The sequence below is a fragment of the Agrobacterium sp. 22094 genome, from assembly GCF_052046015.1.
Classification (GTDB): domain Bacteria; phylum Pseudomonadota; class Alphaproteobacteria; order Rhizobiales; family Rhizobiaceae; genus Agrobacterium; species Agrobacterium cavarae.
This window is the reverse complement of record NZ_JBQEPX010000001.1, coordinates 1340551-1354578: the sequence shown is the minus strand read 5'-3', so window position 1 is coordinate 1354578 and position 14028 is coordinate 1340551. Positions and strand designations below refer to the sequence as shown.

Below are 14028 nucleotides of genomic sequence, written 5' to 3'. Positions count from 1 at the left end.
AGGAAGCTTTTAAATGCGGTCACGAAGCCGTGTGATCACTCATTTTTTCGCGCCGAATGTGAAGCCGGTTTCCACCGTGCCCTTGCCGAACTTTTCTCTCAGCCTGTCCATCGCCGCTTCCGCTGCGGCCCTTCTGCCAGCCGTTTTGTCCACAAGATCGGGAGGATCCGCCTGGGCCGGATCGCACAGATCGGTCACGCCAATGCCGATCAGGCGAAATTTCGTCCCGTCCGTTTCTCTTTCCAGAAGCGAAAGGCCTGTCCGAAAAATTCGGTCTGCCAGCTGGGTCGGATCTTCCAGCCTCTTGTTACGCGTGCGGGACTTGAAGTCTGCGGTCTTCATCTTCAGCACCACTGTCTGCCCGGCTGTGGCGTTCTTCTTCAGCCTCCACGCGACCTTCTCGGACAGGGAGCGCAAGACAGGCACAAGATCTTCATAACGTGAGATGTCGTTGAAGAAGGTCGTTTCGGCAGAAACACTTTTTGCCGGATCATTGGTGTGAACCTCACGGTCATCGATACCGCGCGAAAGCCGATAGAGACGCTGCCCCATCGTTCCGTAACGGCGCATCAGGTCCGTTTCCTCCATCTCCTGCAACTGGGAAATGATGCGGATGCCGTCGGCCTCAAGCGTAGCCGCAAAGGCCTTACCGACGCCCCAGATGGTGGTGACAGGACGCGTCGCAAGAAAACGGGTGGCCTCTCTTTCACCAATCACAGAGAAGCCCCGCGGCTTTTGCAGGTCGGACGCGACCTTTGCCAGAAACTTACAGTAGGAGAGGCCGACGGAAACCGTGATGCCGATTTCCTTCTCCACCCGGCGTGCAAACTGCGCCAGCACCCGTGCCGGCGGATCGTGGTGTAGTCGCTCGGTACCGGACAGATCAAGAAAGGCCTCATCGATCGAAATCGGCTGCACCAGTGGCGTCAGATCCTGCATCATCGTTCGAACCTGGCGCCCGACCTGGCTGTACTTCTCCATGTTCGGCTTGATGACCACCGCGTCCGGGCAGGCTTCGAGCGCCTTGAACATCGGCATGGCGGAGCGAACGCCATGGATACGGGCAATGTAGCAGGCCGTGGACACGACGCCACGCTTGCCGCCACCGATAATCAACGGCTTGTCGATGAGGTCCGGATTGTCGCGTTTTTCCACCGAGGCATAGAAGGCATCGCAGTCGATATGGGCGATGCTGAGGTCGTAGAGTTCATCATGGTAGAGGAGGCGAGGGCTGCCGCACCGACGGCATCGTTTTGTTCCCTCCGGCTGGCCAGCCAGACAGTCACGACAGAAACCGGGATGGTCGTTTGACATTGCAGCCATGGCCAAGAAACAAAAAGAGAACGACCGTGACCATAGTGGTAAATCAGAAGTCGCTCAAGAGCACGACTTGATGCTATACATCTTAGTAGACTCCGGAATCGAGGCCGGGGCCCGAATATTTATGCCACGCAGCCTGCACGTCTTCCGGCTTGAACCCGGAGGCTTCACAAAACGCCATGAGGTCTGGCTCGTGGTTCATGATGAAATCCGTAAGCCCTGCCAGAAAGCCGGTGTCCTGTATGGCCGCGCGTAGCATGTTCGGCTGTAGTCCGGAGAGTGCCAGAAAGCGGGCGAGAATATCCGGTTCGTTTGCCAACCATCCGAGAATGGCGGCAACGGTTTCTTCGGGGTCTTTGACGACTGGTTTGCCGTATTTCATCTCACACCGCATTTCTTGCCGGAAGTTACCTATTTTTCAACCAAATCGCTTTAACCTCCCTCAACAGGGGATAATGGAATCGGTTCTTCGGCAACTTATATGTCAGGCGGACGGTTTCAAAGCGTAACAAGGACTGCCGCCATGCCCAAACAGGTCATGATAGTTGAAGACAATGAGCTGAACATGAAGCTCTTTCGTGATCTGATTGAGGCATCCGGTTACACGACCATACAGACACGCAATGGTATGGAAGCCCTTGAGCTTGCTCGTAAGCATAGACCCGACCTTATTCTTATGGATATTCAACTACCTGAAGTATCTGGACTTGAAGTTACCCGATGGCTCAAGGAAGATGATGAACTTCATGTGATTCCCGTGATTGCCGTCACAGCCTTTGCTATGAAGGGAGACGAAGAGCGCATCCGCCAAGGTGGTTGCGAAGCTTATGTTTCCAAGCCAATATCTGTTCCGAAGTTTATCGAGACGATCAAGACATATTTGGGCGATGCTTAAGGTAATAGGGGCGACCGAATGACTGCTAGAATCCTGGTCGTCGATGACATTGTAGCCAATGTGAAGTTTCTGGAAGCCCGTTTGCTGGCCGAATACTTCGACGTCGTTTGCGCGGACAATGGCCGTGATGCGCTGGCAATCTGCGCGGATGGTCAGGTCGATGTCATTCTTCTCGATATCATGATGCCGGAAATGGATGGCTTCGAGGTCTGCGAGCGCCTGAAGGCAAACCCGGCGACAGCCCACATTCCCGTCGTCATGGTCACGGCGCTCGATCAGCCGGCCGATCGCGTCCGCGGATTAAAGGCTGGCGCGGATGATTTTCTGACAAAGCCCGTGAACGACCTCCAACTCATTTCGAGGGTCAAGAGCCTTGCGCGTCTCAAGACCATGAGCGACGAGCTACGCGGTCGTATGATGACCGCAGAAACCATGGGCATCCAGGAATCGATCGGAGTCGACGGCCATATCGAAAAGCCTGGTCGCGTTCTACTCGTCGATGGCAGGGCCAGCTCGCAGGAGCGTATCGTCAAGGCGTTGAAGCCGGTTGGCGAGGTGATCGCCTGGAGCGATCCTGCCAACGTCATTTTCGAGGCCGCGGAAAACGCCTATGACCTCGTCATCATCAATTCCAACTTCGATGATTGCGATCCTCTAAGGCTTTGTTCGCAATTGCGCTCGCTCGAGAGAACGCGTTTCCTGCCGCTTCTGATCATCACCGAGCAGAACGATGATGCCATGGTTGTCCGGGCGCTGGATCTCGGCGTCAATGATTACATCATTCGTCCGATCGATCCCAATGAGCTGGTGGCGCGCACGCTCTCCCAGATCAAGCGCAAGCGCTTCAATGACAGGCTGCGCGAGAATCTGGCTCAGACCATGGAGCTTGCGGTTATCGATGGGCTCACCGGCCTCAACAACCGCCGCTATCTCGATCTTCATCTAAAGACCTTGTTCAACCGTGCGGCCCTCAGAGGCCGTCATCTGTCCGTCTGCATGACGGATATCGACCGCTTCAAGCAGGTCAATGATCTCTACGGCCACGAGGCCGGCGACGAAGTGCTGCAGGAATTTGCCGCCCGGTTGCGCTCCACGGTGCGCGGTGCGGATCTCGCCTGCCGTTACGGCGGTGAAGAGTTCGTGGTGGTGATGCCGGACACCTCGGTTGAGGCTGCCTCGGTGGTGGCCGAGTCCCTGCGCTCGATCATTGAGGACACCGCTTTTGTGCTGCGCTCGGGGCAATCCTTGAAGATTACCGCGTCGCTCGGCATCGCTTCGAATGCAACGGGCGTCGAAAGTCCAGAGCAGTTGATGCGACAGGCAGATCGGGCACTCTATGAGGCGAAGAGAAGCGGCCGAAACCGCGTCGTTGCTGCCGCAGCCTGAGTAAAGTTCCATAGACTGACCGACCCTTGAGGCTTCTTCAGTAGCGCGTTGCTGCCGCTAAGCTAGCTTTGAGTCTCTGTCCCGGCATGGCACACTTAACCATATTTCACAGCAAGAATGGCTGCACCTTAATAAAGTGTTGAACTTTTAGGCGTCTTGAGCGAAACTTTGTTCATACAAATAACTTTATGCCAACATATCAGTTGATAGAAGGCACTAGGACTTTAACAGACCGCGCGGTTCCATTTTTTTAGGGAGCCGTGCACGAAATACCCCTTGATGCTCAGGTCCGCCGCATCTCCTGGGTCTTGGGGTCGGTCGGCCGGCGATGCCAATTGATGGTTCCTCGTGCTATCGTGGTTATCCCGGCCGACCCCACGCCATCACGATCTCTCAAGCTACATGTAGTACAACTCGACCGTCTGCGTTGCGCGGCTTCTCTTGACGCGCGTCCGATAGCCGTGGCCAGGTCTCGCATTCAAGGATCGCCTGAAAATCCGTTCGCACTTAAAGAACGGTCAACGCAAAACTGTGCAGCAGTTTTGCGATAACGACATGCCACAAAACAAGGACCTGAAGCGTAAGGAGCAATTCTGAAAGATCGCGACAGGCTTTAGGTCGATCCTTTAAACGACCGCCCAAACAAAAAAACGCGCCTCAAGGGCGCGTTCTTTAAGGACAAAATCAAGTTGATTACTTGATCTTGGTTTCCTTGAATTCGACGTGCTTGCGAACGACCGGATCGTACTTGGTCTTCGTCATCTTGTCCGTGAATGTACGGCTGTTCTTCGTGGTGACGTAGAAAGTACCTGTGTCGGCCGTCGACAGCAGCTTGATCTTGATTGTTGTAGCTTTCGCCATGGTCGTCCTGCCTTTAACAAGTAAGTGAGCCGCGGACCTGTTCGATCCCGGCTAAATCTGGCGCGAAACTACGGATCGCGCCCGAAAAGTCAAGTCTGTTTTGAGCCGAAAACCGAACGCCCAATGGAAAGAACGACATAGAAGCCGAAAAACAGCGCCAATGCCCAGGCAAAGCCGTGGCTTCCGGATATATCCATCGCAATACCAACCGTCTGTGGGCCGGCAATCGTGCCCGTCGCATAGCAAAATATGAAGGCTGCATTGGCGGCGACAAGGTCGGACCCAGTGAGTCGCGAACCGAGGTGCGTCAGGCCGACCGTATACATGCCCGAGACGAGGCCGCCCCACAGTAGCAGTAGTACCGCGACCATAATCCAGTTGTTGACGAGGAGCGGTAGCGCAAGCGTGCCGCAAAGGCCGATAAAGGCCATGACGCCGAGGAGCAGACGGCGATTGGTAATGCGGTCGGAGAGCAGGCCGATCGGGATCTGGAAGGTCATGTTGCCGATTGCCATGACGGTCAGGAGAAGCGCTGCTTGCGATTCATTGAAGCCTTCACGCGTGGCGTAGATCGGGAAGAGCGATAGACCACCAGCCTGTACCGCGCCGAAAACGAAGGCGGCAGCAGAGGCCATGGGCACCAGCCAGATATAGCGTACGAAATGGTGGGCAGGTTTTTCGTCCAGCGCTGGGCTTTCCTTGCGCGCCAGAAAAATTGGAATTGCAGCTAGGAGGATGATGGCACAGCCGACGAGAAACGGTGTGATGCCCTCACTTCCCACGGTGGAAAAGAGAAGGGGTCCGACTGCAAAGCCGACTGCGAGCCCTGTCGCATACACGCCAAGCACGAGCCCGCGTTTGCGCGGCGGCGCTGCGGCATTGATCCAGAATTCCGACAGGATGAAAAGCGTGGTCGTCGCGCCATGAAAGACGATTCTGAGCGGAAACCACATCCAGAAGTCCGCGGCATAATAAAAGCCCATGGCGCTGACGGAGGAGATGACCACCGCCGTCAACATGGTCCGGGCAACGCCGAAATCATGCGCAAGCTTGCTGGTGATGGGCGCTGCAATCATGGCAGCAACACCGGCCATGGCCGAGTTCAATCCGATCATGCTGGACGAAATGCCCCGACGCTCGAGGATGAGGCTCAAGAGCGGCAAGCCAAGACCGATGGCGATGCCTACGGCGCTGATGGCAGATATGGCGGCGATAAGCGATGGCCAGTGGATATTGTCGGCGTCGCAGTTGGGATGTGACATGGAGACCTTTTACAGAAAGCCGCGAATGAATGTGCCGCGACGCTCGAAGTAAAGTCGCACCCGGCTTTCAAATTGTAGTGGCTGATCACCTATCATGAAGTTTGTGACATCTTCGAGAACCATCCGTGTAATCGCCGCCATGTTCACACCGGAACTGTCGCGCATGTCAAGCCATTGAAGGTCTTGCAGCTCGGCAGAGTCTTTTATATTTGCCGGCTCAATGCCGACGTCGTCGGTGAAGCAGAAAAAGAATCGCGTGTCGAATCGCCTGATGCGCCCTGGCGGCGTGATCGCACGCGCGACATAACGCAGCGCCGAGAGGTCCGGTCCTTGTTGCGCCCGTTCAATTCGAAAGCAAAGCCCCGTCTCTTCTTCCAATTCGCGCACTGCCGCCAGAGCCAAGGCCCGCGCCCCTGCAACCGTCATGGCACGCGAGGCAGAGCGCCTGAGCTTGTCGATGACGAGAGGATTAAGGTCGGCACCAAAGGGCAGGGCGTGATCGCGTGGGTCGCGCCTGCCACCGGGAAACACATAGACGTCCGGCATGAAGACATGGCCGCTGCTGCGCTTGCCTACGAGCACACGCGCAGAACCGTTCGAACGATCGACCAGGATCAGGCAGGCCGCATCCCTCGGACGCAGATAGGGTGATTTTTCAGCTTGGGATTCAGCAGGCAAGGGAGTGATCGCCTGTCAGTGGGATGACCCGTCGATCTGCGTCTTCTCAGGCTCATTGCTGAAGCCGTGCATTCTCAGCGCCCATTGTAGGCCAATGACGCCACCCTTGATCGGCTGGATCGTCAGCAAAGCCACGAGAATCGTGATCGGCACCCAGATGGCAAAATGTACCCACATTGGCACTATGAGGATCAGGTCGGTCATCAAAAAGCCGCCCACCGCCACGTGTCCGAGAATCATGATCGAGATATAGGGCGGCAGATCGTCAGATCGCTGGTGATGGAGGTCTTCGCCGCAGGAGGCGCATTGATCCACCGGCTTCAGCCAGGCCTTGAACAACCGACCGCTGCCGCAGGCGGGGCATCTGCACGAGATGCCGCGCATGATCGAGCGTCCCAGCGGACGTTCCTGCTTCTCGCCGCCATATTGCACTGTCTGCGTCTCGCTCATGCCCGTTCCTCCAAATGATTGCGGCGCTGAAGCATCGCTGCAAGATTCTGCTCGATCTCGCTACGAAGCTCGTTCAGCGTTTCCTGCGCGGCGGCCTCGTTCCCGGTGTCGCCGTGCGCCCTCCACCCCGGCGCGCCGTCTTGTGGAAGGATCGTGTTGCTGTGGGCATCTTGCGCCCCTCGCTCAACATCTCAAAGCGGAGCGCGCCTGCCAGCGGTACGGCTTCTGCCAGACGAACCTGAACCGTGTCGCCAAGCTGGAAGCCGAGACCGGTCTTCTCACCCGTCAGTGCCTGATGCGCTTCGTCATAGATAAAGTAATCGGTCCCAATCGTAGATATAGGAACGAAGCCGTCTGCGCCAAATTGCGGAAGCGCGACAAATAGTCCCGCCTTGGTGACACCCCCAATGCGCCCTTCGAACTCTTCCCCCACGCGCTCGGAAAGATGGTGCGCGATCAGACGGTTGATTGTGTCGCGTTCGGCCGCCATGGCGCGGCGCTCGAAGGTGGAAATCTCGGCGGCGATATCGTCGAGCGTTGCCTCTTCCTGTGGCGTGATGCCGCCTTCGCCAAGTCCCAGAGACCCGACGAGCGCACGATGGACGATCAGATCGGCATAACGGCGAATGGGAGAGGTGAAGTGGGCGTACTTCATCAGGTTCAGACCGAAGTGCCCGATATTCTCGGGGCTATAGATCGCCTGGCTCTGGGAGCGCAACACCATCTCGTTGACCATGATCTGATGTTCAGTGTCTTGCGCGCGCGCCAGAATTCCGTTGAAGGAATTGGCGCGAACCTCTCCGCCCTTGGCCATGGAGATACCGAGCGTCGCGAGGAACTCGCGCAACGTCTCCTGTTTGGCAAGCGTGGGGGCATCATGAATGCGGTAGACGAGGGGCTGTTTCTTCTTTTCCAACGTTTCTGCGGCTGCGACGTTGGCCTGGATCATCATTTCTTCGATCAGCTTATGGGCGTCGAGACGTTCGGGAATGATGACCTTGTCCACGGTGCCGTCGGCACGCAGCAGAATTTTGCGCTCGGGCATGTCGAGTTCGAGCGGCTGGCGACGGTCGCGCCCGCGCTTCATCACCTCATAGGCATGCCAGAGAGGCTTCAGGATCGGCTCAAGCATCGGGCCCGTCTTGTCATCAGGCTTGCCATCGATGGCCGCCTGCGCCTGCTGATAGGAAAGCTTAGCCGCACTCTTCATCATGATGCGATGGAACGTGTGAGACGCCTTGCGGCCTTCCTTCGAAAACACCATGCGCACCGCGAGCGCTGGCCGATCGACACCTTCCTTCAGTGAGCAGAGATCGTTGGAAATCCGCTCTGGCAGCATCGGTACGACGCGGTCGGGGAAGTAGACGGAGTTGCCGCGCTTCAGCGCTTCGCGATCGAGCGGCGCACCCGAGCGCACATAGTAAGACACATCGGCAATCGCAACGGTGACGATCACGCCATCGGGGTTGTCCGGCGACGGATCGGGCTCCGCATAGACGGCGTCGTCATGGTCCTTGGCATCCGCCGGGTCGATGGTGATGAGCGGCAGATCGCGCCAGTCTTCCCGATGCGCCATGCTGGCGGGCTTCGCCTTATCAGCTTCTGCCAGAACATCCTGCGGGAAGATATGCGGAATGCCGTGCCCATAGATGGCGATCATCGAAATGGCTTTTTCCGACGCGACCGAGCCGATGACGGAAAGCACCTGGGCACGCTTCAGACCGTAGCGCCCGCTGTTGCGCGAGACTTCGACTTCGATCAGATCGCCATCCTTGGCCTCGTTGACGCCATCGGGGTCGATCACCAGTTCTTCGCCGCGCCGGTCCACCGGCATCAAACGACCACCGCCGCCCGGGTTTTCTTTGAAGACACCGATCAGCGCGGTCTGGCGACGATCGATAAGCTTGATGACGCGGGCGGTATAGGCCGGTCCGGTACGATCCTTGGAGGGGAAAATCTTGGCAAGCACGCGGTCATTCAAACCGGCCGCCGGCCCCTTTTTGCCGCGGTCCTGCGATGACTGGCGGATAAGGACGGCGGGTGCCGCACCCTGATCTTCCGGCCACTCTGCAGGGCGGCCGATCAATTCGCCATCCTTGTCACGCGTGGTGATATCGAGAACCGTGACAGGCGGCAGGCCGCCTGGTCGCATCAGCGACTTGCGGTTCTTCTGCACCATGCCGTCAACTTCAAGTTCCTTCAACAGCGCTTTCAGCACCACGCGGCTGTCGCCCTTCAGGCCAAAGGCCTTGGCGATCTCGCGTTTGGAGGCCTGTTGCGGATGTTCGGCAATGAACTTCAGCAGCACTTCGCGCGAAGGCACTTCTCCATGGATGATGCCTTCGCCTTGGTTCACGCGTTTTGAGCGAGCGGTGCGTCCGAAACCGTCATTGGCGGAATTCTGTTTCTGACGCGGTGTTTTGCTCACGATGCTGCCTTCTTGGTTTTTGCTGCTGTCTTGGGCTTGGCCGCTGCCTTGGGCTTGGCCGCAGCCTTGGTCTTGCTTGCCGCTTTTGCCTTTGTCGGCTTGGCGTCTGCATCGTCTTCGGTCTTCTTCTTTGCCGGAGCCTTCTTGGCCTTGACTGGCTTGCCGCCGGTCTTGGCAATGCGCTCTGCAATCAGCACCAGCGCTTCGTCCAGCGTCACCGTATCGGGAGCTTGCGCCTTGGGGATCGTCGCATTGACCTTGCCCCAGTTCACATAAGGACCGAAACGACCGTCGCGAACGGTAATGGCGCCGCCATCGGGATGGTCACCAAGCGACTTGAGCGCAGCAGGCGTGGAGGAGCGTCCACGACCGGGTGCGGCCTTCTTCTCGGCAATCACTGTTACGGCGCGGTTGAGGCCGATGGAGAAGACGTCTTCCACGCTCTCCAGATTGGCATAACCGCCGTCATGCATCAGGAAAGGACCATAGCGGCCGATGCCGGCGGAAATCATCTTGCCGGTTTCCGGATGCTTGCCGATGTCGCGTGGCAGGTTGATCAGCGCCAGCGCCTTCTCGTGATCGATCTCTTCCGGCTTCCAGCCCTTGGGCAGGGAGGCGCGCTTGGCTTCCTTGCCGTCGCCGCGCTGGATATAGGGCCCGAAGCGACCGGAGCGCAGCGTCAACTCTTCGCCCGTCATCGGATCGGCGCCAAGCGCCTTCGGCTCGTTCAGCGCTGCGGCTTCGGATTCGGCGCCATCCGAGGTCAGCTGGCGGGTGTAGTTGCAGTCCGGATAGTTCGAGCAACCGACGAAGGCACCGTATTTGCCGAGCTTCAGCGACAGGTTGCCGGTACCGCAGACCTGGCAGATGCGCGGATCGGAGCCGTCTTCGCGCTTTGGAAACACCAGCGGTGCAAGCACTTCGTTCAACGCATCGAGAACGTTGGTGACGCGCAGTTCCTTGGTGTCTTCGATCTGGGCGAAGAAGTCCTTCCAGAAGTCGCGAAGAACCTGCTTCCAATCGAGTTCGCCGGCCGAAATCCGGTCGAGCTTCTCTTCCAGGTCGGCCGTGAAATCATATTCCACATAGCGGGTGAAGAAGCTTTCGAGGAAAGCTGTCACCAGCCGACCGCGCGAATGCGGGATCAGCTTGCGCTTGTCGACGATGATATATTCGCGGTCGCTCAGTGTCTTCAGCGTCGCGGCATAGGTGGAAGGGCGGCCGATGCCGAGCTCTTCCATCTTCTTGATGAGCGATGCTTCGGAATAGCGTGGTGGCGGCTCAGTGAAGTGCTGGCTCGCATTGATCTTCTGTTTGGCTAGGTTCTCGCGAGCATTGATCTGCGGCAGACGTCCACCGTCTTCGCTATCGTCGCTCTGTTCGCCGTCTTCCTTCTGGTCCGTGTAGGCGGCGATGAAGCCATCGAAACGGATGACGGAGCCGACGGCGCGAAGACCAGCCTTCTCGCCCTTGTTATCGGCTAGGATTTCAACGGTCGTGCGCTCGATCTCGGCCGAAGCCATCTGGCTCGCGATGCCGCGCTTCCAGACCAGGTCGTAGAGACGAAGCTGATCAGAATCGAGGTAACGCTTCACCTTGTCCGGCGACCGATTGAAGTCCGTCGGGCGGATAGCCTCGTGGGCTTCCTGGGCATTCTTGGCCTTGGTCGAATAGAAACGCGCCTTCTCCGGCACGTAGCGATCGCCGAACTGGTCGCCGATGGCGCTGCGTGCAGCGTCGATCGCTTCCGGCGCCATCTGCACACCGTCGGTACGCATATAGGTGATCAGACCGACGGTCTCGCCACCGATATCGATACCCTCATAAAGTCTCTGCGCCACCTGCATGGTCCGCGAGGCGGAGAAACCGAGGCGCGAAGACGCTGCCTGCTGCAGCGTAGAGGTGGTGAAGGGCGGGCCGGGATTGCGCTTGACGGGCTTTGCCTCGACCGTGTCGACAACATAGCTTGCGCCTTCGAGCAACGTCTTTAGCCGGGTCGCCTCGTCGCCGGTCTTGATGGACTTGCCCTGCAGTCGCTTGCCGTCTGCCGAAACGAGCTTTGCTTCGAACTCGTCACCACGCGGTGTCTTCAAAAGGGCTGAGATGTTCCAGTATTCTTCCGATACGAAGCGCTCGATCTCCGATTCACGGTCGCAGACCAGGCGGAGCGCCACGGACTGCACACGTCCAGCCGAGCGGGCACCAGGCAGCTTGCGCCAGAGAACCGGTGAGAGATTGAAGCCGACCAGATAATCGAGTGCGCGGCGGGCGAGATAGGCATCGACGAGCGGAATGTCGATGTCGCGCGGTTCCGCCATCGCATCCAGAACGGCCTTCTTGGTGATGGCATTGAACACCACGCGCTTGACCGGCTTGTCGCCCAGAACCTTCTTCTTTTTGAGAAGATCGAGAACGTGCCAGGAAATCGCCTCTCCTTCGCGATCAGGGTCGGTTGCGAGAAACAGGCCGTCGGATGCCTTTACGGCATCGGCGATATCTTTCATGCGTTTCTGTGAGGCAGGATCGACCTCCCAGGACATTTCGAAATCCTGGTCGGGAAGAACAGAACCATCCTTGGCGGGAAGATCCCGAACGTGGCCGAACGATGCAAGAACCTTATAGCCGGGGCCAAGATACTTGTTGATCGTCTTGGCTTTTGCCGGAGACTCTACGACGACGACATTCATATTTTTTTCTCTGGAAACATGTCCGTTAACCGGCATCGTCGCTGATTCCGCACGCAACAACGCCTTCCTTTTATTTCGACATGGACAGGTAATGCGCTGCGGTCAAGGGGGAACGCCTGTTTTTCTGTCTTCACGCCCATATGCAACTTCTGGAATTTTTCTGATGGGAAGACAATTTTTGATTGGCGGAATGCTCCCGTCCGCCATCATCCGCACGCTTCCCTTGAGCGACCCCTTGGCGTCTCAATCCGCCATGATCATCGAAATTCGTCCACCGGAATGCCGGTTCAATTTTCCGGCAATATCGAGCTCGAGAAGCAGAAGATAGACGGTTGCCGCAGGCAAACCCGTGTGGCGGATGATGTCGTCGGTTTCAACCGGCGAGGGACCGAGCGCCTCCGCAAGGATGGCGCGCTCCTTGTCTCCTGCGCGGTCTCCGGTTTGAGAGATGGGTTGATCCCCGGTGCCTTCTCGGACGACGTGCTGCAGGTCGAGTCGCGGCTCCATCATCGGCGAGAGTGCATCGAGAATATCGGCCGCTTCCGTCACCAGTGTGGCGCCATCCTTGATCAACCGGTTGGTGCCATGGCAGCGAGAATCGAGCGGCGAGCCGGGCACCGCAAAAACGAGCCGGCCAAAATCTCCAGCCAGCCGCGCGGTGATGAGAGAGCCGGAGCGTTCAGCCGCCTCCACGATCAGCACGCCGAGGGACACGCCTGCAATCAATCTGTTGCGCCGTGGAAAATCGCGCGCACGCGGCTCCCAGCCAAACGGCATTTCGCTGATGGTCGCACCGCCATTGGCGTAGATATCGTCCAGCAGGCGGAAATTCTCGGGCGGGTAGGGCTTGTCGAGTCCACCAGCCAGCATGGCGACGGTACCGGTCGAAAGGCTGGCGGCGTGAGCGGCGGCGTCGATGCCGCGCGCAAGACCGGAAGCAATGGTGTAGCCCGCCTGTCCGCATTGCCGTGCCAGCATTGCCGCAAACTTCGCGCCGTTGATCGAGGCGTTGCGGGAGCCGACGATTCCAAGCGACGGTCGGATGACGGTGGCACTCGAACCCTTCATCGCAATCAGGGGCGGTGCGCCGTCTATCTCTCGCAAAGCGGGCGGATAGTCCGGCTCGCCGATGCCGACGAAGCGGGCGCCAAACCGTGTTGCGGTTTCCATCTCGCGCTCGACCTGAGCAAGTGTCGCGATGCGTGGGCTGCGCGCCGCGCCGCCGCGACGGGAAAGATCGGGCAGGGCATCCAGCGCCGCTTCAGCACTGCCGAAGTGATTGATCAGATCGCGGAAGGTGACGGGACCGATATTGTCGCTGCGGATCAGCCGCAACCAGGAAAGCTTCTGCTTTTCCGTCAGGGTAATACCGTTTTTATTTTCGCCTTCATACGGCATAGCTGCCCCCGGTCATGGAGAGTAACCCGTCTCAGCCCTTCTTGCCGATCTTGCTTTCCGTGCCTGCCAAGAGCCGCTTGATGTTTTCGCGGTGCATGTACCAGGAAATGATGCTGAGAACGGTAACCAGAAGCGCGGTCTTTTCCGGTCCCGCAATCCACAGGACGATCGGGATGACGAGCATTGCGACCAGCGCCGACAAAGAGGAATATTTGGTAACGAAGGCGGTGATCAGCCAGATGGCGGCGAAAAGCAGCATCATCAGCGGAGCGGCGCCGAGCAGCACGCCGATATAGGTCGCCACACCCTTGCCGCCCTTGAAGCCGAGCCAGACCGGGAAGAGGTGGCCGAGAAAGGCGAAGAAGCCCGCCACCAGCGAGGCCTCATATCCCCAGAGCGTATTGGCGATCAGCACTGCTGCCGTGCCCTTGAAAGCATCGCAGAGAAGGGTTGCCGCGGCGAGCTTCTTGTTGCCCGTCCGCAGCACGTTGGTCGCGCCAATGTTCCCCGAGCCGATCTGGCGCACGTCGCCAAGACCCGCCGCCCGCGTCAGAAGCAGGCCGAAGGGAATGGAGCCGAGCAGGTAGCCGATAACAGCCGCAGCCAAGAGAAATGCCGGCGCTGTCTCCCAAACGGTCAATGCAGTCATGTTTGTGTCCCCTC

At 58.3% G+C, this 14028-nt stretch carries 12 protein-coding genes; 2 read left to right on the top strand and 10 right to left on the bottom strand.

All coding sequences use genetic code 11. The features are described 5' to 3' along the window. Positions 1-39: 39 nt before the first annotated feature. Together ACTJK5_RS06490 and ACTJK5_RS06485 are read right to left on the bottom strand one after the other, a co-directional pair. Complete coding sequence (locus ACTJK5_RS06490) at positions 40-1323, bottom strand: DNA polymerase IV (RefSeq protein WP_113260729.1); 1284 nt, start codon at positions 1321-1323, stop codon at positions 40-42. Between the two features lie 82 nt (positions 1324-1405). Continuing rightward, entirely contained in the window at positions 1406-1714 is a 309-nt protein-coding gene (locus ACTJK5_RS06485; protein WP_062425521.1) for a DUF3572 domain-containing protein, read from the bottom strand. 129 nt (positions 1715-1843) lie between these two features. On the opposite strand from ACTJK5_RS06485, the gene ACTJK5_RS06480 reads away from it, so the two are divergent. Together ACTJK5_RS06480 and ACTJK5_RS06475 are read left to right on the top strand one after the other, a co-directional pair. After that, complete coding sequence (locus ACTJK5_RS06480; RefSeq protein ID WP_062425520.1) at positions 1844-2215, top strand: response regulator; 372 nt, start codon at positions 1844-1846, stop codon at positions 2213-2215. Between the two features lie 18 nt (positions 2216-2233). Further along, on the top strand, positions 2234-3601 hold the full coding sequence (locus tag ACTJK5_RS06475; RefSeq protein WP_062598161.1) for a PleD family two-component system response regulator: 1368 nt from the start codon (positions 2234-2236) through the stop codon (positions 3599-3601). Positions 3602-4294: 693 nt separating this feature from the next. Here ACTJK5_RS06475 and rpmG read toward each other — a convergent pair. The 8 genes from rpmG to plsY form a co-directional block, all read right to left on the bottom strand. Further along, positions 4295-4462 carry a 50S ribosomal protein L33 gene (rpmG, locus tag ACTJK5_RS06470; protein WP_003496403.1) on the bottom strand — a complete coding sequence of 56 codons (168 nt, stop codon included), beginning with the start codon at positions 4460-4462 and terminating at the stop codon, positions 4295-4297. Positions 4463-4551: 89 nt separating this feature from the next. After that, positions 4552-5724 (bottom strand): MFS transporter, encoded by a 1173-nt coding sequence (locus tag ACTJK5_RS06465; protein ID WP_062425518.1) that lies wholly within the window; start codon positions 5722-5724, stop codon positions 4552-4554. A gap of 9 nt (positions 5725-5733) precedes the next feature. Then, a complete protein-coding gene (locus ACTJK5_RS06460) occupies positions 5734-6411 on the bottom strand; it encodes an NUDIX hydrolase (protein ID WP_418884851.1) in 678 nt (225 codons plus the stop codon). A 6-nt stretch (positions 6412-6417) separates the two neighbouring features. Then, positions 6418-6852, bottom strand: coding sequence for a DUF983 domain-containing protein (locus ACTJK5_RS06455; protein WP_335322643.1), 435 nt, complete (start codon positions 6850-6852; stop codon positions 6418-6420). 73 nt (positions 6853-6925) lie between these two features. Further along, a complete protein-coding gene (gene rnr / locus ACTJK5_RS06450; protein ID WP_335322642.1) occupies positions 6926-9280 on the bottom strand; it encodes a ribonuclease R in 2355 nt (784 codons plus the stop codon). Then, positions 9277-11967, bottom strand: a complete 2691-nt coding sequence (gene topA / locus ACTJK5_RS06445; protein ID WP_440612035.1) for a type I DNA topoisomerase — start codon at positions 11965-11967, stop codon at positions 9277-9279. The genes rnr and topA overlap by 4 nt, the downstream gene beginning before the upstream one ends. 243 nt (positions 11968-12210) lie before the next feature. Continuing rightward, on the bottom strand, positions 12211-13365 hold the full coding sequence (gene dprA, locus ACTJK5_RS06440; RefSeq protein WP_440612034.1) for a DNA-processing protein DprA: 1155 nt from the start codon (positions 13363-13365) through the stop codon (positions 12211-12213). 31 nt (positions 13366-13396) lie between these two features. Continuing rightward, on the bottom strand, positions 13397-14014 hold the full coding sequence (gene plsY / locus ACTJK5_RS06435; protein WP_440612033.1) for a glycerol-3-phosphate 1-O-acyltransferase PlsY: 618 nt from the start codon (positions 14012-14014) through the stop codon (positions 13397-13399). Positions 14015-14028: the final 14 nt, after the last annotated feature.

Coding starts and splice junctions, on each gene's coding strand:
- ACTJK5_RS06455 (WP_335322643.1), bottom strand. CDS start 6,852: ATGAGCGAGACGCAGACAGTGCAATATGGCGGCGAGAAGCAGGAACGT.
- plsY (WP_440612033.1), bottom strand. CDS start 14,014: ATGACTGCATTGACCGTTTGGGAGACAGCGCCGGCATTTCTCTTGGCT.
- ACTJK5_RS06475 (WP_062598161.1), top strand. CDS start 2,234: ATGACTGCTAGAATCCTGGTCGTCGATGACATTGTAGCCAATGTGAAG.
- ACTJK5_RS06490 (WP_113260729.1), bottom strand. CDS start 1,323: ATGGCTGCAATGTCAAACGACCATCCCGGTTTCTGTCGTGACTGTCTG.
- ACTJK5_RS06480 (WP_062425520.1), top strand. CDS start 1,844: ATGCCCAAACAGGTCATGATAGTTGAAGACAATGAGCTGAACATGAAG.
- rpmG (WP_003496403.1), bottom strand. CDS start 4,462: ATGGCGAAAGCTACAACAATCAAGATCAAGCTGCTGTCGACGGCCGAC.
- ACTJK5_RS06465 (WP_062425518.1), bottom strand. CDS start 5,724: ATGTCACATCCCAACTGCGACGCCGACAATATCCACTGGCCATCGCTT.
- ACTJK5_RS06485 (WP_062425521.1), bottom strand. CDS start 1,714: ATGCGGTGTGAGATGAAATACGGCAAACCAGTCGTCAAAGACCCCGAA.
- dprA (WP_440612034.1), bottom strand. CDS start 13,365: ATGCCGTATGAAGGCGAAAATAAAAACGGTATTACCCTGACGGAAAAG.
- topA (WP_440612035.1), bottom strand. CDS start 11,967: ATGAATGTCGTCGTCGTAGAGTCTCCGGCAAAAGCCAAGACGATCAAC.